Consider the following 21,745-nt stretch of genomic DNA (forward strand, 5'->3'; position numbering starts at 1 on the left):
GTCATGCCTCCTGCACGTTTTTCTTGAAAAATTCCTCGACCGTGAGTTCGGCCGCTGTTTCGCAGGCGGATTCGAAAGTCTTGGGCATGCCGATGCGCGAGAACAGGAATGCCAGCTTTTGAGTGATCGAGAAGCGGATGCCGTCGTTGAGGCGCCCCAGGCGATGGAAAGCATCCGGGCGGTCATGGATGCGCGCGTCCTGCTCGGTGAGATACAGGTCGGAGGCCATGATGGTCCACATCGAGCGCAGCATCACCACAAAGCCGAGACCGGTCTGTCGGGGCAGCTCCGGAAGCACGAAATAGTCCTGGAAGCCGCCGCCGTCCTTTAAGGCATTGCGCACGCTTTCCTGCTGGTTCTTCTCTTCGACGCCGAAGAGTGTCCAGGCGGCTTTCAAACGGCTGAAAGCGCTCTGGGTTTCGTCGGCGCTCACCGTGAGCGCGAAGCCCTGGAGGTCGCGCAGCGGCTTGCCATCTGCGGTTGGCGCCTTGCCGGTGGCGCTCGCCAGGATTTCTTCGGCAGTCTTGCTGCGCAGCCACTGCACCAGTGACTCATGTGTCAGTGCCGCAAGGCCCGGTTGCAGTTTGCGGATCTGGCTATTGAGATGCTCGCATATCGCCTTGGAACGCTTCTCGGATAGCTTGCGCAACTGCTCCTGCGCCCAGGGGCCTTCGATATAGGCTGCCATGGGCACGATTTCCAACCAGGTGTAGCGTTCACCGGCTTTCCTTTGGGCGATATCGCAATCGGCCGTGATCACGATTCCCAGCTTCTCTGCTTCGCCGGTCTTGGGATTGAGCTTGCGGATGATGTCRCCTTGGCGCACCTCTTCTGTGTCTTCGATCTGCGTGAAAAAGCCCGTCATGCATCTTGTCTCTGGATGGGGCAGTGGTGCCCATGTGCACCCAGAATGTTACATGATGGCGACTCACCCATGTTGCGGCCTGGGCACAAGACCGAGCGATGAGCAAGTCTTGCGCTGAGGTGAGTTCGAACAGCAGAGAAGCGGTMGCTGGCGCGGCTCGACGCGCTGCGTGAAAGACCGACGGCGGCAGTACCTCGTACAGCCGCAATTGCAACGCGTTGCTMTCGGTAGCCGCCGGCGAGCCATACTGGTCGCTGACTTCGAGATGGCGAACGGCTGAGGTGTACTGTGACGCCCACGGCCTCCCCGCAAATCGGCGATGAACCAAATTTCAGCGCTGCGCACGACACGGATACCGCTCGTTGTGCGGCGCGCCATGCGCGGACAGTGGCCCCCGTTTTCGAAACAGATACGGACTACCCCGTGTCACTCCATGGTGCAGGAAAGACTACCAGAATGCCCACCATGCCAATCTGCGGGCGTCAATATCTGACTCATTGACGCGAGGGGGATGAATTCACGTTAAAAAATAGCTCACGCAAGCTCGTATGTCTGTGGACCTTGTACTCAGATGTCTGAATGATGGACGCACGCTGTGCTGATCCTGTCCCCTAAATTGGCAACGTCATTTCCAGGCCCTCACTGCCTTCGCGTCAATGTCAACGCTGCCCGAGAAGTTCACGACAACGACATTCGCTTATGTTTCATTTTCGTCAGTTTTGCCAAGGCATCGAGGTCAGGCTTGCTGCCTATGATGCGATCAATGTCCGCTGGATTGTGCGACGGGACACCTGCCGATAATCCGGCATCGGTAGGGGGTTCCACAATCGAGGCGGCTTCCACGGGCGACGCTGGCCGGGCAGGGTGCCCGACTAGATTTGCCTGAGCGATCGACGGTTTGCCGCGTTTTTGGCGAATCCGGCGTAACGTTGAATCAAAGGTGTATGGGGTCATTTCCAGGCCATGCCTGGCTAGTTCCTCGATCACAGCCGAGCGCGAAACGCCAGCGGCCAAGGTCGCTTCAACTTCATCAATCACGTCCCGCAAGCGGGCGGCCTTTGATCGTTTCTTATCGTCGGAAGCCAGCGCGACGAGGCATTCAGCAACGGTCTTTTTGTCCATCGAAATAACGCACTAGAGTTGAAAAAGCATTCTTAGTGCACTAATAACGCACTATTGTCAACGTTTAGCGCACTGAAAATGGACTATAAGTGCACGAAATTTGCGCCGGCAAAGCACGAAAGTTGCACTGGAAATGTCCTGTAGATCGCACTGCTAAGTAGGCGGGTTAATTTTAGGGCAGGATAGGCATTTGGGCCGCCTTTGTGGCACAAATGGATGAAGCAAGCGCGTGCCAACGACCAGGCCGCGTCCGTCCCCATGTGATCGCCGACAACCGGCAGGCATGACCTGATTCTGCAAGTGGACAGGGAGTAAATCGAAGTCAATGACAAAAACAGCAATCGCCAGAAGCGTCGCACCATCCACCGGGCGAGCGCTTGATGGTTCTGGCGGATACCCCACTAGGGGAGCGGGTGCTCCGACTGCATTGCGAGTCGTGGAGACCGAGAGCGATCCTCTACTGATAGGATGCAGTGATGAAGAGCCGTAAAAATGGGCCTCCTAAGGCTGACCCTGACTCCGCGCTGCGAAAGCCGGCGTCCCAGATAGATGACCAAGAGCGCGCTCGTCGCAAGGCAGCCGTTGACTACGCACGTGGTAGTGTGCGCTTCGAGGGCTTTGTGTTGTCCCCGGAGGTCGAGAAAATAAATCGACAATTTGTCGAAGGCGAGTTGACTGGGGATGAGCACGTTGCAGCGATCAAGGCTATTTACGACGCTGATGAAAATAATCCGCCGAACAAAATGTCCCCCTAGAATTATGCGCCGTACCGCCGTTGGAGGGCGATGCGAGAGGATATTCGCTATCGGTATCGCGGAAATCAAGGGCGATTTCCATTGTGTCAGGAATAACGCATTTTGCTCCGATGCCGCGATACTGTGTGATTGAAATGTCGGGCCCTCTCTGACCACTTTTGGTGCGCATCCCGTCTGGATGCTCCCCTGTTGATTTGCATCCGAGTCCTGGGTTAGGTAAATAAACAAGAAACTTGGAGATATTCTTTCTTATCCCTACTTGTGTTTCGCGAAATCATGTTCAGCAGAGGGGCGTCCGAATGCGCCGGCGAAACGATGAACTAACTGTGACGCGTGCGCATAGGAGAGTCTCCCGACACGGCGTACCCCGAAAGTTGCTCGAGCTACACGCTCGTCTCCCTCGACTACAATCTCACAAGATGCAGCCAATGGAAATGCTAGCGCTGAAAGGTCTTCCCTTTTGGCACCGGAAAAATATTCTAACAATATATTGTATCTCTCGCGCTGCGACTTTATCAGCTTTGGCAAAAGGCCGTCCGGCTCCGCATTACTCCAAGAGCAAGTGCCGTCAGAACTCGTCCAACACAAATCAAGCAGCTCCAGCGGGACGGCAACAAATTGCCGGAGATCTAAACTCTTGACAGATGAACCGCTGAGCGGGATGAGATCTAGGTGTGGCAGTTCGAAGGAAAATGGGCTTTTGGATGCCCCCTCATTGAGTCTGAGGAGGATTCCAACGGCAAGATTGCGTTCGCCAGTCGGGCGCAGCATAAGGTCACAAGCGTTGGCGACCAGTACATATATGTCCTCACGTGCCTCCACCGCGTCGTCGGGCAATCCGCCTTCACCAGTAGGCTTACTTTGCATCTGTCTTACGGAGTAGAGATCACCGGGAGCTATGGCGCTGAAGAGCCCATTTACGGCCTCCGGTTTGTCGTACAGCTCCGCGAATCGCAGTTGAATGATCTGTCTGTCATMAGATAAATGACTGCGGTCAATCGAAATCTCGGCATTCCGCAGCTCAATCAAGGTCTGCCGCAGAGATGCACTCTCCACGATTGCCCTCTGAAACGCCTCACGTTGAGCTATTGCCGTTATGCGCGCAAGCGTTTCAATTTCGGGCACTCCCTCTTCCGTAGAGGTATGCGTAACTGCAAACATCAGTTCCTCTATGGTCAGTCGATCTAACGCATTCGCGGCGATGTCCAAAGAGCTGACAAGATGATCGTGTACCTCTCTCGACAGMTGCAAGTGCAGGAGTGAAAGATCCGCTCTGGCAAGGACGTTGGCAAACGCGCTTACCATGGCGTCCCCATTTTGCTCGTCCGAGAAACGAGATTTTGATACGACAAACACAGGAACCCGCTTGTCTTGGGCTCCGTCAAATATGTCTTCTGTTAATTTTCGGCCACTCCGGAACTCTTCTTTGCTTGAGCATGCCGAAGTAAGGACGATAACGTGGCAAGACAGCCTACTCACGCCAGCCATTGCCACCTGCTTTAGTACTTCATAGCCGTCCAAGCTCGTCGCCTCTCTCCCGTTCTGAAGATCGACAATAAGAAGAGCGGCTTCGTCGACCGAGTGCCGGTTAAGAATGTTCTTGTATGCGTTGTTCCAACTCGAAAATGATAGGGCCGCCCAGCTCCAAGGCAGATCATCTGTCTCACGGAATAGCTTTGTGAGCTCTTCCTTTTCCTGAGGAGATAAAGGACCAGGTAGTTTCTGGAGCATTTCCAGCAAAATAGCCTTGGGGTCGGTCACCGTTCCCAAAAATTTCCGCAGTTCGGCGATGACTCGCTCAGTCTTAGCTAGATCATCATCATCCGACTTTCCAATTCTCTGTATCTGCTGCCCTACATCGCGCATGCTGTCACTTTTCAACAGCGTGGCGAGCGACGTTTTGCGCTCAGCCTCGTCTCCGGCGACAAATGCATCGGCGAACGCGGATATTAGGCGCTCCGAATCTTGTTCAGCCGGCACCGAATTTTCATCGTCGACCCAATAAACGGCTTTGATTTTTAGCCGTCGCATCAATTCTCTGAATTTATCCATTATTTTTAAATAATGTAGGCTGTTTATGACTAGTCGACACCGGTCTCAGATCAATGACAAACACATATCTGCGCCCAAGTGGGTTTCGCTCGTCACTAAGAGAAATGGAGCATCGCTCAACCTCAAGAAACGTCGCGACAATATGTAGACCTAAACCCTGGCCCTCGCCAAGTAGCTTTCCCGATACGAAGGGCTCGAAGATGGAAGCCTCCAATGTCGGACTAATACCAGGCCCCGAGTCTGCCCAGGAGAACCCATGAGGGCCAGACCGAACTAATATCTCCCGAACGGTTTTGTCTGGCAGCGGACCCTTCCTAAGCCAATAAAAACTATTATTGTAGAGATTTTCGACTATTTGAAGGAAGCGTGATCGACTAAAATGGATATTCAGGTCGTCAGCGCCCTCCTCGGGCACATAAGATATTCTTACTTCTGCTGATGCAGCTGACGCCTCACGGGAGGCCACATACTCCTCTAGTAAATGCCGAACCGAAAGCTTCTCCTTTAGACTACGGCTACCGGGCAAAAGCGGATCGATGGCGGCTACAGTCTTTGTGAGCTCCCTCGTAGTGCTCGTAAGTTGACGAATCGCACCACGAATTACGGCATCCTTCAGTTCTCGATTTCTCTGATTCAGAGTTTCAATTGCACCACGCAATTGATTTACATAGAAATGCAGTTCATGAGCCAGCGATCTTGCAGAAAGGCCGACTGCCGCAGCCTCAAGCAGTCGTGTCGCGATCTCCGAATCATCACGCTGAACGAGCTGTAATGCATTGCTTGTGGCACCATATTCCTTCAGCGAATTTTCAATCGCCACAATAGCGCCCGCAGCACGATCGAGGTCACCGGTCGCATTCCCGAGCAGTGTCGTTAGGGAAGGACCCTCATTCGAGGCAGAAACTCTACCAGTAGTTGCTAGGGTTGATTTAACGTGATCGAGCCCGGATAAAGCACTGGAGAGAGTCTGTTTTGCATGCTCGAGATTTTGTTTTGACGTTTTATCAACCTCTGTGAGTCTGCGGACTAATTTCTCGGCGGAAGGTGGGACGTCATCTTGCGAAACAACCGTGGTGATGAATTCGTTCACACTTCTACGAGTAGCCTCCAGAATCGAGTTGGCGTAATCTTTGCAGCGATGGGTAAGAGCCATGAATCCCCTTAGCTCCGAATTATCGACGAACCCTTCGCGATCCGATTTTTCGACTAGCCCGTGGTTTAATTCATTTGTCAGCGCAAAGAAGCCAATCGTGTTACTCGGACGCAACTCATAATAGGAGCCGCCCGAAGTCGCGCTGTCCGATAGTCTCAGCCAATCGCGCTGTGCACGTATTTTAAAACCGTCCCGATAAATCGCAATATTCGCCATAGCCTGGAGTTGAGGTACGCTGACCCCAGTTTGCTGCAGTTTTTCTTTCGTGGACTTATTAAATAGGAAGTAGTGGATAGTTCCCTCGAAGGGACCGGGATCTACAGCGCCAGGAAACTGGCGATCGGCAGGGAATTTTTCAAAGGAGCTTTCCTGATCAAATTGAAGTAGCCACGGAGCCGGTACTGAAGCACTTGCATTTCGCCCCCTGAGCCGTGGACGCTCGCACAGGAACTTCAATAGATTTTCTCTGTTGACCTGATTAAACGCAATKTCATACTTCTTCTGATCAACGGGACTAGTAGAKCCTCTAAATAAGGACGGGGCTACCCAAGCGTTTTGGCTTAGCGTCTTACCATCCCATTTAAATTCAAATCTTGCTGAAGCAAGATTCAAAACGTCTTCCTCTAGCGTATCGAGCTCGTACGTGGTGCGACCGACTTTTATTGCAATCTTGAAATTGTCTTGCGTGCGAAAAGGACTTATCAATGAAGAGAGATTCGGAATTAGCTCACGTTCAAAATTGGCGATATTTGTCCAGCGTTCGCGATCATGAAGGCCGATAATTTCAATGATGGTGCCAGCTTCGTCGTCTTCGCTTTTGGCCTCTGTTCCCTCTACTACTTGAACCTGCTCTAATGTCCGATCCGGGGTGAAATCGGACCAGGAAAAGGAAATGGTGCGCCACTGCCGCTCCCCATCCTGGGAAGTCTTGAGGCGTAGAATGTTTCCAATTTTCATGGTAGCAAGCCGGCCCAGACCCTTATCACCAACTGGTGTTCGCCCCTTGGGGGTCTTCTGTTTTGCACCTGCAGCCGTAACCCTTTTCAATGAGGCGCTAATCCTAAGCCAACCGTGCGTTACGGCATCCGGTGAGAGACCCAATCCGTAATCACGTACGAGGACGCGGCCCACCGGCACCTGATTATCGGAATTTGCTTTGCTGAAGATATTCAGATGGGAGGATATCGGATCGCCGTCCGACGGCATCCAGTCCGGCTCTACTGTTATTTCACATTCAGGCGAGTCTGCATCATAGGCATTCTTTGCGAGCTCAAGCAGTGCTTGCTCGACATCGGTTACCAACTCCAATCCAAGTTGGACAACCACGTGCGATGATATGCTCAAATGTGGAGTAGACGACCGATCTTTATCTGACGATCCAGCATCGTTGGAAGGCGAAGTCAGCATTTTATTTATGCCCTCTTTTTTCCCAGGACAATCACCTCAGAGGTCATTGTCTCGGTGGAATCGTTGCGTTTAGCCATTTTTTTATAATGGATATTTCTTCGAATCCGTCCCACCACATCTATGCCGTTCAGCTCGAGCATTTCGGCAAGCATCTCATCCATCGGTGCGAGCAGGCCGGATATTCGGCGATTCCCAGTTGTCCATGCGTGATAGCCATTTGGGGCGGTTCTAGCGCTTATCGCGTTTACCGAGAGCATAAGATCATGAAAGAAGGCAGCAAATCTTGCCTTTCCGCTCTTACTTTTATTTATTGCTGCAGCGAATCGCCGAGCTGCTGGCAGCAGATCCGAAAGCTCATCGAATTTTTCAGATGCTCTTTTAATTGACCCACCAAGGCTCGCCGAGTCAGTTGCGTGTGTATTTTTTAGTAACGACAGATCTAAATTATCATCTACGTCATCTAAATCTATCCAGTGAAGCGGAAGATACGCGAATTGCCCGTACGGGATGGTCGTAGCGTTATCACCATACGGAGGTGATGTCATTACAATATCGAAACCGGGATTTTGTCTCTCTCGTCCCCACTCTTTATTGCTGGCTATATGAATGTCKACGTCGCGAATATACCGCCCTCGCGAAAGCACTTGGCTCTCAAGAAATTTTTCACGCTGAGCCTCAAGACTCGAAGCGAATAAACTAATAGCATCAGAGAAGGACTGGGCGACAGAAATTTCATTTGCCGGGTTTTCTACGGGCTTTTTTATATGAAGCTTATAGGTAGAAATACGTGAATTACATTTTGCTCTGACGACTCTGCATAAGGCCAGCCAGAATAGGCGACGAGCCCACTGGGACGGCTCTCGACGAATGTGATAGTTTATTTTTTCAAGCTCGAATGCAACATCGACGTCAAACCACTTGTCTCGCCCCGGGAAATTACGTGCGATATGTACTTTTCGATCGGCTGCAATGGCAGCCTCCAGGGAAGCGGCTTTATCGTGGAACGCCGCCACGAAATAGGGCCCGGCCTTTGCCAAACAGGCCAAGCCTGCCAGCGGATTAATATCAACTCCGCAAAAATCAAAACCGAGCTGCATCGCCTCGACCAGAACGGTACCCGACCCTACAAACGGGTCTAACACCGTTTGGGAGTTTGGTGAAGCGGCGTGAATCGCCCTGAGGATCGTTCCCTGGAGATCAGGAACCATCATGGCGGGGTAATGTACTAGAGCATGTGCCCCTCGCCTCTGTGCCGTCTTCCTGAATGACCAGAAATCACTATCTTCGGCCCCCTGGGCTTGTTCCAACTCGTGTAGCAGCAGGTCGTCCGTATAGCTTTCTAACATGTATGTTTCTGTTGACCATCTGACAGGCCAGGAATATAGCCAGTATTAAGCACAAAGACCAGGTCAATCTTTGTGCGGCTGGTGTGAATAACCTTCCCGATATGTTAATTCTTGTGTCACATCAAGCCATCCATGTTTCGAAAGGTCATCTGACATGTTGTTTCCTTGCCGCACCGCGCTCAGTTTCAAGCGGGCCGATAGGTAATTTATGGCTCCTGGAGCACTTCGAGACAAAGTATAACGGTACTGCTTGATAACAAACCATGTCGGATCGCGACGAGGGCTGGCGGCTCGATCTACCTCTCCTAGGCGTCAGTTTGGAAAACTCTGCGGCGCTTACGAGGGCGTCGGGCCAGCGGGCTTGAAGCTCCAGTCGAGCGGTCGCCCTTAGTTACAGCTGTCTATTCTCTCGGATCGGCAGTGATCCCTATCGTTTTCAGGAGCGGACGTCCCCGTCACCGTATAAGGCGGGCATTCAAATCTGAGTGCGCCTAGGCCAGCCGCTTCGCTAGATCCTCGGCGCGCGGATGATAGTAGCGCATGAGCATGCGAGGGTCTTTATGCCCCGTGATCTTGGTCAGCTCGTGCATCGGAAAGATCGAGGCCAGGCGCGTGGTTGCCTCGTGCCGCAAGTCGTGAAAGCGTAAGTCCGTCAGAAACTTGCCATCCGGTCGCTGATTGGCTTCCTTGCATTCCTCTATGTAACGCTTACGTGCACGTTCTACCGCCCTCTCAAAGGCTCGGGTGACGGCATCGCTGCGAATAGCGAATACGTGCTTCCCCTCGGCAGCCACGTCCACATCAAGCGACCCGTCTCTGGTGTCAACCCGAACCTGTTTAAGTGTTTGAAACACTGCCACGGCACGTGATGATAGCGGCACATCTCTCGCGCTACCATTCTTTGTGGCCGGAAGATGCGCAACGCGGCGCTGAAGATCAACGTTCTCCCATAAGAGGGCAACAATCTCGCCGCGGCGCATCGCGGTCTCGACTGCCAGCACGATAATGGACGGCAGCAATGTCGAGCCGCTGGCAGCTACGACCCTATCCAGTTCACCATCTCGTGCGCCGCGTGCCACCTCGGCGTCTTCTGGACTACCAACGAGGCGAAAGGGCTGCCCAATCGCGATTCGTCTCGTCCRCGCGTTGTTTGGCTGCGGCTTACGAACCAACTCGACAGGGTTCGAGAGACTCTCCATGCCCCATTCCTTTCGAGCAATATTGAATACGTGGGATAGGACAGAGAGCCGGCGAAGCACGGTCGCCGGTTTTCGATCCTTCAGCCAATCATCACGGAGCTTCGCCACATCGGTGCCACGCACTGCCGCCATAGCACGGTTAGACAGGTCAGTTGCCTGCCATATACGAAGCACTGACAGCTCTGGCGAGGCGCCCTTCTTCCCTGGGAGGATTTCGCGCTCGTACCGACTCAAGACCTCGGACAGAGAGGTGTTCTCCGCCTCCGTTCGGCTGACAAACACACCACGGTCTATCTCAGATTCGATCTGCCGCGCCCAAGCCTCCGCGTCAGATCGCGTATTGAATGTCTTGACCTGCGGTGGAAACCCCTTGCGTGAAATTCGAGCCTGCCATTGCAGCTCACCGCGCTTGCKGAACGATGCCATTCATTGCCTCTTGTTGGTCCGGCCCATGAGAGCCAGTTGGACAGATTTTGGACAATAAATCGACTTCGGAAAAGACGAAGGGCCTAGCGAACCGCTAAGCCCTTGATTTGACTGGTGGACCGAAGGAGGATCGAACTCCCGACCTCTGCATTGCGAACGCAGCGCTCTCCCAGCTGAGCTATCGGCCCGTGACGGACGATTCTAACCGAACTCCGCGCGGGGTATCAATTGCGTCCGCCCAACACTGCACATCGGAGAAAGGACCTCAGCCCATCATTCCGGGGTTGCCGTCCATGCCGCGCACGGTGGGCAGGTTCAGCGGTCGGGCGCTGACTTCCTTGTTCGATCGCAGCCATTGCGCCATGACGTCCCACACCGGGGGGCCGCCGGTCTGGCGGGCTTCTTCGGCCACGGGGGCCCAGCCGGCCACCTTGTAGGTCCTGCCGGCGTCCAGCGGCCGGCCGGCCAGGCGCATGTCGCTGATGCGCTGGCCCATGGGCTGGTTCGGGTCGATGGTGTACTGCAGCCCGCCCACGCGCACCATGTCGCCGCCCTGTTGGTAGTACGGGTCCGGATTGAACAAGTTGTCCGCCACGTCCTCGAGCACGGTCTTGATGGTCTCTCCGGTCATCGCCGTCACCGTGGTGTACGGGTAGGTGATGGCGGTCTGGTCMATCAGGGCTTCCATTGTGATGGGCTCGCCCGGCACCAGCGTCGTGCCCCAGCGGAAGCCCGGGGAGAAGGCGATTTCGGCGTCCTGCACCGCCATCAGGCCGTCCAGGATCAGTTGGTCGAAGGTGCCGTTGAAGTTGCCGCGCCGGTATAGCAGGCCGCGGTTCACGGCCAGGACCTCGCCGAGCTTGGCTTCGTAGGGGGCGCGCACCTTGCGGATCAGCGCGTCCATGTCCGGGTCGGCGGGCAGGAAATTGGCGAAGACTGGCAGCAGCTTGTATCGGAAATCGACGACTTTGCCATTCCGTACGTCGAAATCCAGCACCCCCAGGAACTTGCCGTTCGAGCCCGCGTTGGTGACCAGCGTGGTCCCGCCCGGGTTCTTCACCGGCACCGGCGCCGGCACGCCGTCGTGGGTGTGGCCGCCCAGGATGGCGTCCAGTCCGCGCACGCGCGAGGCCAGCTTCAGGTCCACATCCATGCCGTTGTGCGACAGCAGCACCACCACCTGGGCGCCCTTGCCGCGCACGTCGTCAATCACCTGTTGCAGGCTCTCTTCCTGGATGCCGAAGGTCCAGTCGGGCACGAGGTAGCGCGGGTTGGCGATGGGCGTGTACGGGAACGCCTGGCCGATGATGGCCACCGGCACGCCGTTCATGTGCCGGATCACGTACGGATCGAACACCGGATCGCCGAAATCGTTGGTCTTCACGTTCTGCGCGAGGAAGGACACGCGGTCCTTGAAATCCTTGCCGACGATTTCCTTCACGCGATCCGCGCCGAGCGTCATCTCCCAGTGCGGCGTCATCACGTCCACGCCAAGTTGCAGCGCGGCATCGACCATGTCCTGGCCCTGGGTCCACAGCGCGGTGGCCGAGCCCTGCCAGGTGTCGCCGCCATCCAGCAGCAGCGCGCCGGGGCGGCTGGCGCGCAGGCGCTTGACCAGTGTGGCGAGGTGGGCAAACCCGCCGACCTTGCCGTAGCGGCGCGCGGCCTCGGTGAAATCGATCGAGGTGAACGCGTGCGCGGCCGGTGTGCCCGGGCGGATGCCGTACTGGCGCAGGAACGCCTCGCCCACCAGATGCGGCGGCTTGCCCGCCCACGGCCCCACGCCGAGGTTCACGCTCGGCTCGCGGAAGTGCACGGGCCGCAACTGGGCGTGGCAATCGGTGAAATGCAGCAGGTGGACGTTGCCGTGGCGCGGCACGTCGTAGAACTGCTGGGCGGCGCGGGCGGCCTGGGCCTCGCCGGCGGGCAAGGCCATGCCGCCCGCGCCGGCCACGGCCAGCACCTGCAGGAATTCGCGTCGATTCATGCCCGGAGCCGCGCCGGCCTTACTGGTTGACCGGCGATGCCGGGTCCAGCAGCAGCGCCATCACGTCGCGGATCTGTTGCTCGGTCAGGATGCCCTTGTGGCCAAAGCGCGGCATGTTGGAGCAGGCGCTGTAGGCGTTGGAGTCCCAGATCTTGCCCCAGGTGTACTTCACCACCTCCGGCGAATTGCCGCGCAGCTTGCCGTACTGGTACAGCGACGGGCCGATATTGCCGAACGAGATCTCGGCCTTGGTCATCTGGTGGCAGGCGTAGCAGTTGCCGCCGTTCACGCCGCCCACCGGGTCGGTGAACTGCATGCCACGGCCATTCTGGGCGATCTTCTCGCCCTCCTTCCAGTCGCCGATCCAGTTGCTGTCGGCCGGATACTTCACCTGCTTCAGCTCGGCCGCTTCCACCTTCTTGGCGATGGTGGCCGGCACGCGCGTGCGGTCCGGGTACTGGCTGCAGGCCTTCTGGGCGCCATCCTGGTTGATCACGCCCTCCACCGTGGCCGGGCCCTTCGAGGTGAAGGAGCTTTCGATCATCTGGCGCACGTCGGCGTCGGTGACCTTGGCGGTGGTGGCCGCGCTGGCCGACTTGGTGGCGCGGGCGGGCTTGGCGGCCTCCTGGGCCAGGGCCGACAGGCTGAACGTGGCCATGGCAGCCAGGGCCAGGGTAGCGACGGCGGTCAGCGCCATCGATTGGTATCGCGTCATCGTGTGCTCTCCGTGCCTCAGCGCTTCATGTTGGGACCGTCGTACGTGCCGCCGTTGGCGTTTTTCGCCAGGAACATCGACAGGGCGGTGATCACGTCGGAGCCATAGGCGGGCTCGGGAAAGCGCTGCTGGCGCAGGCAGTCATAAATCCGATGCTGCATGGTGCGGACCTCGCCCTGCGAGACGCGGTACGCCGGCCACGTGGTGTACGCGGCCTGGGCGCCCTTCGACTCCAGCAGGTTCGGCAGGTCCTGGAGGCGGATGCGCTGGCCGTCCACGGCGTGGCAGGTGGCGCAAGCGAAGTCGTAGGCGCCGCCCCGGTAGAAGAACATCTTCTGGCCGAGCGCGTAGACGCGCTTTTCCTCGGGGTGCGTGAGTTGCACGTTCATCTTCACGCCGCGCGACTCGCCGGTCAGGTAAGACGCCAGCCGCTCGATGTCGGACGACTTGCCCGATGCCGAGAACGGCTGCTTCGTCGCCTCTTCCTGGGTCAGGCCCTGCAGCGTCACCCGGCACCAGGCCAGGCGTTGCTCGAGGTCCATCACCTTGTTGGCGTCCTTGAAGTAGCGCGGCAGCTCGGCGTAGGCGCCCTTGGTCACGCCCGGGCCCTTGCCCAGGTCGCACTGTTCGAGCGAGGCGTTCTTCGGCCCGGCCGGCTTCTTCCACAGTTCCTCGCCGGCGGCTTCCCAGAGTTCGGCGGGATTGCCTTCGGCCAGCATCTGGCGATACTTGGCGATTTCCTCGGCGGTGCTGCCCTGGGCTTGCGCCAGTTGGGCCAGCCCGGCCAGCGAGGCGGCGGCGGTGGCCATGGCGGCCAGCGCCACGGTGCCGCGCAGGCGGCGACGGGTATTGCGCATTGGGGGCTTCTCCTCGCGATGGCGCCGCCGGCGTCAGCCCTTCATCAAGAGGCTGGGCGGTGCATCACTGTTCTATTGCACTGTCCGAATGGCATCCGGCTACTTTGGCTCCTGGCCGGATGTCAGGCAAAACGATCAGGGCTTCAGGTACGCGTAGCCTTCGTCGAACTGCAGGCGGGCGATTTCCACCACGCCGGCCTGCACGATCTTGGCGTCCATCAGCAGGCTTTGCTCGGAAATCTTGCGCGCAGTCAGGGTGTTGCGGCAGACGCGGAACTCCACGCCCGACGATCCCAGCGCGCCCACGGCGGCCTCGAACGTGTTGCCGCGCGAATCCTTGGCGCCTTCCACGAGGAAGTCCACGCCGTAGCCGAACGCCACCACCACGATCTTGGTGTCCGGCGCCGCGTTCAGGTGATTGCGCAGGTTGGCCATGGCGCGCACGGCCTGGTCGATGCCCTCGGACAACTGGTACACCACCTTGACCCGTCCGCCCTTGGCGCTCTTGGCTGCCGTGCCTGCCGGGGCCGGGGCCTGCTGTGCCGCCGCCCTGGCCGAAAGGCCGATGGCAGCCAACGCCGCCGTGGCCCGAATGAATGCTCGCCGCATGCTGCTTCCTCGCTTCGCCCGATCAGGCGATGGTGGCCTCGTCGGTGCGCTTGTCGCCCCGGTTGTCGACCCAGGTCACGGTGACCTTGTCACCCTTGGCGCCGCCCTTGAACTTGAAGTTCAGGAACGGGTCCTTCGACACGGCCGGGCCGAACTGGGCGTTGAACACCTCGCGCCCCTTGTACGTGGCGATCACGGTCTGGATGTGCCAGGCCGGAATCGTCTTGCCGGCCGCATCCTTGCGCTGGCCGGTTTCCATGTCGTGCTTCATCAGAATCTTTACGTCTACGACGCCGCCGTTCTCGGTGGCGCGGACGCGCATCGGGTCTGCCATCTGGCTCTCCTGCTCGGGGTGGTTCGGGGTGGCTTGGGATAAATCGCGGAAATCGGTCCGATGGGGGGCGCAGGCGTCAGCCGCCGCAGCCGCCCAGCGTGACCTTGATTTCCTTCGATGCCACGTACCACTTGCCGCCAGCCTTGACCGCCGCGTACACGACGGACGTCTGGCCCATCTTCACGCGCGTGGAGACGAACGGCTCGGTGCCGGCCGGGATGGTGAAATCGGCCGCCAGCGTATTCGGATTCTTCTCAACCAGGATGGCGATCTGCTCGGTGTCCGGCAGCGTGCTGGTCACGGCCACGGGCACCACGGCGCCGTTCTCGGCGATATCCGGTGCATTGAACGTGATGGCGCCGCTCTTCTCGGTGCCGCTGCCGCCCAGCGCCTTGATCACATCGGCCACGCTCTTGCCGTCGAAAGCCGTCTTGTTCCACTCCGCGGCCTGCGCCTCGCTGATCAGGCCCGTGGCCGCCATCAGCGAGAGCACCGCGGATACCCGCAATACTTGTCGTCGTTTTTGATTCATGCTCTGTCCCGTACTTGCTTGCTGCCGACCCCGGTACTCATACTGCCCGCCGCTTCCGGGTCTGCCGGAAACAGCGCGGGCCGCCGGCGCTGCCGGACGGCCCGCGATACCTGATGGGGCTTACTTGGCCGGTGAGCCGGCCAGGATCCACTCCACTACCGTCTTGATATCGGCGTCGCTGACACCGGCATTCGCCGGCATCGGCACCGGGCCCCAGACGCCCGAACCGCCGCTCTTCACCTTGGCCGACAACTTGGCCAGGGCACCCTTGTCGCCCTTGTACTTGGCGGCCACTTCCTTGTAGGCCGGGCCCACCAGCTTCTTGTCCACCTGATGGCAGCCCATGCAGGCGTTCTTGTTGGCAATCTCCTGCGCACGGGCGGCGTCCACGGCGTGCGCCGAGGCAGCGGCCGCGAACAGCGCGGCGGCGATGACAAACTGCTTCATTTTGTGTTGCTCCAAACGGATTGAGCCGTGGGGACGGCAAAGGCCGCGCTTCATCGGTCGGGCGGCGCGGCACGCTCGGCCGCCGTTGGGGCGATGCCTCTGCGGGCAGGTGCGGCCAGTCCGCTATTTTGCCTCAATAATCCATCGGCCTACGGATGCGGCAGTGATAAGGGTATTCACAAAACCACGGGAAATCGCTGTCGAATCAAGGGTTAACCCCCGGATATCAACGCCGCGCCAGCCGCCGCCCTGCCCCGAGCCGCCCGCCGAACACGTTGAGCAGCAGCCCGCCCATGACCACCAGCGCGCCGAGCCATTGCGCCAGCGACAAGTCCTCGCCCAGCAGCCCGTGGGCCGAKATCAGCCCCACCACCGGCACCAGCAGCGTCAGCGGCGCCACCTTGCTGGCCGGATAGCGCGTGAGCAGCCGGCCCCACATGGTGTAGCCGAACAGCGTGGCCGCGAAGGACAGGTAGCAGATCGCCAGCACGCTCATCATCGGGATCTGGCCGAGCGCCACCGTGATCCGCGCCGGGCCTTCGAACCAGTACGAGAGCAGCGCGAACGGCACGATCGGCACCAACCCGCCCCAGACCACCAGCCCGAGCAGGTCCACCKGGCCGATTTTCTTGCTGACGATATTGCCCGAGGCCCAGCAGAACGCTGCGCACAGCGTCAGCCCGAAGCCCGCCACGCTCATGCCGCCCGGGCCGTGCGCCGCGCCGCTGCCGATCAGCGCCAGCCCGCCAGCCGCAATCGCCATGCCGGCGACGTTGTGCCAGCGCACCGGCTCGCCCAGCCACATCCCGGCAATCGCCACGGTGAAGAACACCTGAGACTGCAACACCAGCGACGCCAGCCCGGCCGGCATGCCCACCGCCATCGCGTAGAACAGGAAGGCGAACTGGCCKAGGCTGATAAACCCGCCATAGGCCAGCAGCATGCGCAGCGGAATGCGCGGGCGCGGGATGAAAAAGACGGCCGGGAATGCCACCAGGGCGAAGCGCAGCGTGCCCAGCAGCATCGGCGGCACGCCGGCGAGGCCCACCTTGATGACGACGAAGTTGACGCCCCACACCACGATGATGGCGAGGGCTAGAAGGCGGTCTTTGGCTTGCATGGTCGGTATCGGGGGCGGCGTGTCACGGAGGCGCAACACACCGGAACCCGCTAGCCTACCAGCACCTCGCCCAGCATGTCGGACCAGATGCTGCGCGCCCAGGCCCATGCGTAGCGCCCTTCGAGCGCATTCGGGGCTGTGGATAACCCGCCGGCGCCGGGCACCGTKACCATCGTCCGCTCGGCCGCGTCGTAGCGATGGACGCTGGCGATGTGGATGGCCTCGTCGGCGGACGTGAAGCTGTAGCAGGTGTTTGTATACAGTGGGGTCGGGTCGGGCGCCTGCCCGGCCAGCAGCTGGAGGATGGCGGCGGCGGCCACCTTGCCGTGCTGGTTGGCCATGGTGCCGGACTTCGGCATCAGCGGCGCGATTTGCACGGCATCGCCCAGTACGTGGATCTCGGGCGCCACGCGCGAGGCCATGGTCAGGAAATCGACCTCGCACCAGCGGCCATTGGCCGTGGCGAGCCCGGTGGACACCGCGATGGCCCCGGCGCGTTGCGGCGGGATCAGGTTGACCACGTCGGCGCGCTCGTCGTCCTGGACCTCGAACTTGAGGGTGCGCGTGGCGGGGTCCACGTCCACGGTCTCGTGCTGGGGGCGGTAGTCGATCATGCCCCGGTAGCGGGTCTCCCAGACCTGCCGGAACAGCGCGCCCTTGGAGGTGATGTCCGGATTGGCGTCGAAAATCAGCACCTTGCTGCGCGGCTTGTGCGCGCGCAGGTAGTCCGCCACGAGGCAGGCGCGCTCGTACGGGCCGGGCGGGCAGCGGTACGGGGCGAGTGGAATGGTGATGGCGAAGGTGCCGCCGTCGCGCATCGCCGCCAACTGGCGGAACAGCGCGTCGGTCTGCGGGCCGGCCTTCCAGGCGTGCAGGATCTGGTCCCCGCCGGGCTGCGCCAGGCCGGGTATCGCGCCGGACTGCATCTCCACGCCCGGGGACAGCACGAGGCGGTCGTAGCGCAGCGTGGCGCCGCCGGCCAGCCGCACGGTGCGCGTAGCGGGGTCGATCGCAAGCGCCGTATCGCGCACATGTCGCACGCCATGCCGGCGTACCAGCGCGTCATAGGGGAGTGTGATGTCAGCCATGCCGCGCTGGCCGCCGACCACGAGATTCGAGAGTGGGCAGGAGACGAACGCCGCGTCGGGTTCGACCAGCGTCACATCCACGGCGCCCCGGCTCCAGTGGCGCAGGTAGCGCGCGGCCGTTGCCCCGCCAAAGCCGCCGCCGATGACCACCACCCGGGCCGGCGCGGCAGCGCGGGCCTGGCGCGGGGTCAGCATGCCCAGCGCGGCGGCGCCGCCGAGCGATCCCAATATTCCCAAAGCGGCGCGTCGGCGCATGAGGTTCTTCTTATTTTTGATCGGCGAACCAGGACGCGATGCCGAGGATCTCCGTATCGCTATAGCCCTTGGCGATCTGCGGCATCACGGTGCCCGGCAGCTTGCCGTTCTTGTAGTTGAGCATCAGTTCGACGAGTTCCGCGCGGGGCCGGCCGGCGAGTCCCGGGACGGGACTATCGGCCGGCGCGCGACCGTCGGGACCATGGCAGGCCGCGCACGAGGCGGCCTGGTTGCGTGCCTGCTGCATGCGCGCCGACTGCGCCTCCACTGTGGTGCGCGCCTCGCTGGCCGGGCCGGACGTGCCGGTCTGKGCGAACGCCGCCCCAATCGTGGCGATGGCCGCCAGCGCCACCCATCCGCCAATCCAGAAGGCCAGCCGTGCGGTGGACATCTTGTGGCGAGGGAGGGGGCGCATGGTTCAGCTCCTTGGGGAGACCTACGGCAGGTTGCGGCCCGGCGGCAGCGCCGTCGGGGACGATACAGGGGCCGCGACCGGCGCCGTCGTAACGGTGCCAGCCGGCGCATCGGAGGTCACCGGCGCGTTCGGCGCGGTACCGGGCACGGTCTGCACCGGCGCCGGCGTACCCACGGACTGGCTGCCCGAATCCGGATTCTGCGAGCTGGCGGTGGCGTCCAGGCGGGCGCGCTCGGCCTCGCTGACGTAGTCGAATGCCTTGACCACCTTCTGCACGCCGCTGGCGTTACGGGCCACGTCGGTGGCGCGGTCACCCTCGGCGGCAGTGACCACGCCCATCAGGTAGACCACGCTCTTGTCGGTGGTCACCTTGATCGAATTGGCCGGCACGCCATCGGCCGTCACCAGGAAGGTCTTGACCTTGCTGGTCAGGTAGGCGTCGTTGCTGCGAGCCATGAAGCCCGGCGTGGAAGCCACTTCGAGTTCGTTGATCACCTCGCGCGCATTCGGCAGGCTCTTCACGTACTGCTCCACCTGCTGCTTGGTATTGGCGTTGTTGGCCTCGCCCACCAGCAGCACCTTGCGGTTGAACACGGCGGCGTCCACGCGGGCCTGGCCGCTGTACTTGGCGTCCAGCGTGTTGTCGATCTCGAGCTGCAGGCCACGGTCGATGGCCTGGGTGCCGGTGGGACGGCGGTCCGTGGCCATGACCACGCCCGTGCCGACCGCGCCGGCCAGCACCGGGAAGCAGCCGGCGAGTTGCGTGGCCGACACCAGCAGTGCGGCCACGGTGATGGCCGTGCGCGCCACGCGCGCCGGAGTGGTCTTCTGGGTCATTGCGGTGGTTGCGGTCGTTACGTTAGTCATGCGGTCCTTGGCTGGATACGGAATGATGCGGAAATATGACGAAACCGGCGCGGCGCTGTGGATGACTCTGTGGATGACGCCGCAATTCCTGTGAATATCTTGGGCAAATCCTGTGGATAACGCGGGATAACCTCCCCGCTCCCTATCCGCCAGGCCCTATGCCTCGCCCAGCAGCGCCTCGTCGATCCCGTCGCAAAGGCAATGCAGCGTCAGCAGGTGCACTTCCTGGATGCGCGGGGTGCGGTCGCTCGGCACGCACAGGTGGATGTCGAACTCGTCCAGCAGCGTGGCGATCTTGCCGCCGCCCTTGCCGGTCAGCGCCACCACGCTCATGTCGCGCTGGCGCGCCGCCTGGATGGCCGCGATCACATTCGCCGAATTGCCGGAGGTGGAGAGCGCCAACAGGATGTCGCCGGGCTGGCCCAGCGCCTCCACCTGCTTGGAGAACACCACCGTGAAATCGTAGTCGTTGCCGATGGCGGTCAGGATGGAGCTGTCCGTGGTCAGGGCAATCGCCGCCAGCCCGGGCCGCTCCCGCTCGAAGCGGCCGATCAGTTCGGCGGCGAAGTGCTGGGCGTCGGCGGCCGACCCGCCATTGCCGCAGACGAGGATCTTGTTCCCACTGGTCAGCGCGGCCACCATGCGCTCCACCGCCGCGTCGATATGCGGCGCCATCAGCGTGGCGGCCTGCCGCTTGGTGTCCGCGCTGTCCAGGAAATGCTGTTCGATACTTTCAATACTCATGGCTCTTTGACTTCTGCCCAATCCCGCGCATTATGACGCAGCCCAAGACGCGCCATCGTCACTCCCGGTGTTTTGATCGAATGCGTTCGGCAGCCAGGCCAGGTGCCCCGGCTCCAGCGCCACCACGTCGAAGCGGCACGGCGGCGTGTGGTCCAGCGTGCCAAGGTAGTGTTCGGCCGCCCGCAGCACGCGGCGCTGCTTGGCCGGCGTGACGCTGGCCGCCGCACCGCCGAAGGCACGACCGCTGCGCTGCCTGACCTCGACGAACGCCAGCGTGCCATCGGCGGCGCGCATCACGAGGTCGATCTCGCMGCCTTTGCAGCGATAATTGCGCACCACCAGCGCCAGCCCCTGCCTGAGCAGATAGGCCAGCGCGCGATCCTCGGCCGCCGCGCCGCGCGCGGTCGTGGTGGTTTTGAATGAGCGAATCAACGGAAGTTCTCAAGCATGAGTGACTGGACCTCGCTGGCCGCCGGCCAGACCTACCCGCCCGGCACGCTGTACGTGGTGGCCACGCCCATCGGCAACGTGGCCGACCTGTCCCTGCGCGCGCTGCATGTGCTCGGGCTGGCCGACGCCATCGCCTGCGAAGACACCCGCAACACCGGCCAACTGCTCTCGCGCGTGGGCCTGCAGCGGCCGCTGGTGGCCGTGCACGAGCACAACGAGCGCGAAGCGGCGGTGAAGATCGTCGCCCGGCTGGCCGCCGGGGAGCGCATTGCCTATGTGTCCGATGCGGGCACGCCCGGCATCTCCGACCCTGGCGCCCGGCTGGTGGAAGCGGTGCGGGCGGCCGGCCTGCGCGTGGTGCCGCTGCCGGGGCCGAGCGCCGCCGTGACCGCGCTGTCCGTGGCCGGCGACATGCTCGAAGCCGGCGAAGGCCGCTTCACGTTCATCGGCTTCCTGCCCGGCAAACCCAAGGCCCGCGCTGACGCCATTGCGCAACTGGCCGCCCTGGACCACGCCTGGGTGGTCTACGAGGCGCCGCACCGCATCGCCGACACGCTGGCGGCACTGGCCGCCGCCCTGCCCGGCACGCGCCGGYTGCTGGTGGGCCGCGAGCTGACCAAGCTGTTCGAGKAGACGCCGGTGCTGACCGTGGCCGAGGCGCCGGCGTGGCTGGCCGCCGAGGCATCGCGCGGCAAGGGGGAGTTCGTGCTGGTGGTGGAAGGCGCGGGGCGCGCCGAAGATGCCGATGCCGATGCGCCCGATGCCGAGGCCCAGCGCGTGCTGAAGTTGCTGGTGGCCGAGCTGCCGGCCAAGCGCGCCGCCAAGCTGGCGGCGGCGATCACCGGTGCGAAGACCGATGCGCTCTACCGGCTGGCGCTGGCGCAACGCGCCGCCGAAACTGACGCGGGTGACGACAGCGACAGCGAGGAATGAGAAAAGTCTGAAAGGGAGAGGGGGGAGCGGGCTGGCGGTGGAACGGGAGTCGATCACGCCAGGCCGC

Annotated in this window: 21 protein-coding genes and 1 tRNA gene; 2 read left to right on the top strand and 20 right to left on the bottom strand. The window is 60.8% G+C overall.

Annotated features, from left to right (window positions below):
- Position 1: 1 nt before the first annotated feature.
- Positions 2 to 865, bottom strand: a complete 864-nt coding sequence (locus tag AC1EJR_RS17290; RefSeq protein ID WP_477113443.1) for a hypothetical protein — start codon at positions 863 to 865, stop codon at positions 2 to 4.
- 678 nt (positions 866 to 1,543) lie between these two features.
- Entirely contained in the window at positions 1,544 to 1,987 is a 444-nt protein-coding gene (locus AC1EJR_RS17295; RefSeq protein WP_477113444.1) for a hypothetical protein, read from the bottom strand.
- 476 nt (positions 1,988 to 2,463) lie between these two features.
- Here AC1EJR_RS17295 and AC1EJR_RS17300 point away from each other — a divergent pair, with 476 nt between their 5' ends.
- Entirely contained in the window at positions 2,464 to 2,742 is a 279-nt protein-coding gene (locus AC1EJR_RS17300) for an antitoxin VbhA family protein (protein WP_477113445.1), read from the top strand.
- Between the two features lie 255 nt (positions 2,743 to 2,997).
- Here the strand turns inward: AC1EJR_RS17300 and AC1EJR_RS17305 are convergent, their stop codons facing one another.
- From AC1EJR_RS17305 to AC1EJR_RS17390, 18 genes are all read right to left on the bottom strand, one after another.
- Positions 2,998 to 4,794, bottom strand: a complete 1,797-nt coding sequence (locus AC1EJR_RS17305; RefSeq protein WP_477147315.1) for a hypothetical protein — start codon at positions 4,792 to 4,794, stop codon at positions 2,998 to 3,000.
- Positions 4,787 to 7,273 carry a sensor histidine kinase gene (locus AC1EJR_RS17310; protein WP_477147316.1) on the bottom strand — a complete coding sequence of 829 codons (2,487 nt, stop codon included), beginning with the start codon at positions 7,271 to 7,273 and terminating at the stop codon, positions 4,787 to 4,789. The genes AC1EJR_RS17305 and AC1EJR_RS17310 overlap by 8 nt, the downstream gene beginning before the upstream one ends.
- Positions 7,274 to 7,359: 86 nt before the next feature.
- Positions 7,360 to 8,700, bottom strand: coding sequence for a DNA methyltransferase (locus AC1EJR_RS17315; protein ID WP_477113448.1), 1,341 nt, complete (start codon positions 8,698 to 8,700; stop codon positions 7,360 to 7,362).
- Between the two features lie 491 nt (positions 8,701 to 9,191).
- Positions 9,192 to 10,325, bottom strand: a complete 1,134-nt coding sequence (locus tag AC1EJR_RS17320; RefSeq protein WP_477147317.1) for a site-specific integrase — start codon at positions 10,323 to 10,325, stop codon at positions 9,192 to 9,194.
- Between the two features lie 112 nt (positions 10,326 to 10,437).
- Positions 10,438 to 10,513, bottom strand: a tRNA-Ala gene (locus AC1EJR_RS17325).
- A 77-nt stretch (positions 10,514 to 10,590) separates the two neighbouring features.
- On the bottom strand, positions 10,591 to 12,312 hold the full coding sequence (soxB, locus tag AC1EJR_RS17330; RefSeq protein ID WP_477147318.1) for a thiosulfohydrolase SoxB: 1,722 nt from the start codon (positions 12,310 to 12,312) through the stop codon (positions 10,591 to 10,593).
- A 19-nt stretch (positions 12,313 to 12,331) separates the two neighbouring features.
- Positions 12,332 to 13,027 (bottom strand): sulfur oxidation c-type cytochrome SoxX, encoded by a 696-nt coding sequence (gene soxX, locus AC1EJR_RS17335; RefSeq protein ID WP_477113451.1) that lies wholly within the window; start codon positions 13,025 to 13,027, stop codon positions 12,332 to 12,334.
- Between the two features lie 17 nt (positions 13,028 to 13,044).
- Positions 13,045 to 13,884 (bottom strand): sulfur oxidation c-type cytochrome SoxA, encoded by an 840-nt coding sequence (gene soxA / locus AC1EJR_RS17340; RefSeq protein ID WP_092300140.1) that lies wholly within the window; start codon positions 13,882 to 13,884, stop codon positions 13,045 to 13,047.
- A 135-nt stretch (positions 13,885 to 14,019) separates the two neighbouring features.
- Positions 14,020 to 14,493, bottom strand: a complete 474-nt coding sequence (locus AC1EJR_RS17345) for a DsrE family protein (RefSeq protein WP_092300143.1) — start codon at positions 14,491 to 14,493, stop codon at positions 14,020 to 14,022.
- A gap of 22 nt (positions 14,494 to 14,515) precedes the next feature.
- The gene (soxZ, locus tag AC1EJR_RS17350) at positions 14,516 to 14,827 is read right to left on the bottom strand and encodes a thiosulfate oxidation carrier complex protein SoxZ (RefSeq protein ID WP_092300146.1); all 312 of its coding nucleotides are present in this window, start codon (positions 14,825 to 14,827) and stop codon (positions 14,516 to 14,518) included.
- 76 nt (positions 14,828 to 14,903) lie between these two features.
- Entirely contained in the window at positions 14,904 to 15,359 is a 456-nt protein-coding gene (gene soxY, locus AC1EJR_RS17355; RefSeq protein ID WP_092300149.1) for a thiosulfate oxidation carrier protein SoxY, read from the bottom strand.
- 120 nt (positions 15,360 to 15,479) lie between these two features.
- Positions 15,480 to 15,806: a c-type cytochrome gene (locus tag AC1EJR_RS17360; protein WP_092300152.1), complete on the bottom strand. Its 327-nt coding sequence runs from the start codon at positions 15,804 to 15,806 to the stop codon at positions 15,480 to 15,482.
- A 226-nt stretch (positions 15,807 to 16,032) separates the two neighbouring features.
- Positions 16,033 to 16,926, bottom strand: coding sequence for an EamA family transporter (locus AC1EJR_RS17365; RefSeq protein ID WP_477147319.1), 894 nt, complete (start codon positions 16,924 to 16,926; stop codon positions 16,033 to 16,035).
- Positions 16,927 to 16,976: 50 nt separating this feature from the next.
- Positions 16,977 to 18,269 carry an FCSD flavin-binding domain-containing protein gene (locus tag AC1EJR_RS17370; protein ID WP_454757403.1) on the bottom strand — a complete coding sequence of 431 codons (1,293 nt, stop codon included), beginning with the start codon at positions 18,267 to 18,269 and terminating at the stop codon, positions 16,977 to 16,979.
- Positions 18,270 to 18,279: 10 nt separating this feature from the next.
- The gene (locus AC1EJR_RS17375) at positions 18,280 to 18,684 is read right to left on the bottom strand and encodes a c-type cytochrome (protein ID WP_255370962.1); all 405 of its coding nucleotides are present in this window, start codon (positions 18,682 to 18,684) and stop codon (positions 18,280 to 18,282) included.
- A 21-nt stretch (positions 18,685 to 18,705) separates the two neighbouring features.
- Complete coding sequence (locus AC1EJR_RS17380) at positions 18,706 to 19,521, bottom strand: BON domain-containing protein (protein WP_255370963.1); 816 nt, start codon at positions 19,519 to 19,521, stop codon at positions 18,706 to 18,708.
- A 186-nt stretch (positions 19,522 to 19,707) separates the two neighbouring features.
- A complete protein-coding gene (locus AC1EJR_RS17385; RefSeq protein ID WP_092300167.1) occupies positions 19,708 to 20,295 on the bottom strand; it encodes a phosphoheptose isomerase in 588 nt (195 codons plus the stop codon).
- A gap of 30 nt (positions 20,296 to 20,325) precedes the next feature.
- Entirely contained in the window at positions 20,326 to 20,727 is a 402-nt protein-coding gene (locus AC1EJR_RS17390; protein ID WP_477147320.1) for a YraN family protein, read from the bottom strand.
- 15 nt (positions 20,728 to 20,742) lie between these two features.
- On the opposite strand from AC1EJR_RS17390, the gene rsmI reads away from it, so the two are divergent.
- Complete coding sequence (gene rsmI, locus AC1EJR_RS17395; RefSeq protein WP_477147321.1) at positions 20,743 to 21,678, top strand: 16S rRNA (cytidine(1402)-2'-O)-methyltransferase; 936 nt, start codon at positions 20,743 to 20,745, stop codon at positions 21,676 to 21,678.
- The last annotated feature ends 67 nt before the right edge of the window (positions 21,679 to 21,745 follow it).

It is taken from the genome of Cupriavidus sp. 05T42 (genome assembly GCF_056396345.1).

Coding starts and splice junctions, on each gene's coding strand:
- soxZ (WP_092300146.1), bottom strand. CDS start 14,827: ATGGCAGACCCGATGCGCGTCCGCGCCACCGAGAACGGCGGCGTCGTA.
- soxX (WP_477113451.1), bottom strand. CDS start 13,027: ATGACGCGATACCAATCGATGGCGCTGACCGCCGTCGCTACCCTGGCC.
- AC1EJR_RS17385 (WP_092300167.1), bottom strand. CDS start 20,295: ATGAGTATTGAAAGTATCGAACAGCATTTCCTGGACAGCGCGGACACC.
- AC1EJR_RS17300 (WP_477113445.1), top strand. CDS start 2,464: ATGAAGAGCCGTAAAAATGGGCCTCCTAAGGCTGACCCTGACTCCGCG.
- AC1EJR_RS17295 (WP_477113444.1), bottom strand. CDS start 1,987: ATGGACAAAAAGACCGTTGCTGAATGCCTCGTCGCGCTGGCTTCCGAC.
- soxY (WP_092300149.1), bottom strand. CDS start 15,359: ATGAATCAAAAACGACGACAAGTATTGCGGGTATCCGCGGTGCTCTCG.
- AC1EJR_RS17360 (WP_092300152.1), bottom strand. CDS start 15,806: ATGAAGCAGTTTGTCATCGCCGCCGCGCTGTTCGCGGCCGCTGCCTCG.
- AC1EJR_RS17380 (WP_255370963.1), bottom strand. CDS start 19,521: ATGACCCAGAAGACCACTCCGGCGCGCGTGGCGCGCACGGCCATCACC.
- AC1EJR_RS17345 (WP_092300143.1), bottom strand. CDS start 14,493: ATGCGGCGAGCATTCATTCGGGCCACGGCGGCGTTGGCTGCCATCGGC.
- soxA (WP_092300140.1), bottom strand. CDS start 13,884: ATGCGCAATACCCGTCGCCGCCTGCGCGGCACCGTGGCGCTGGCCGCC.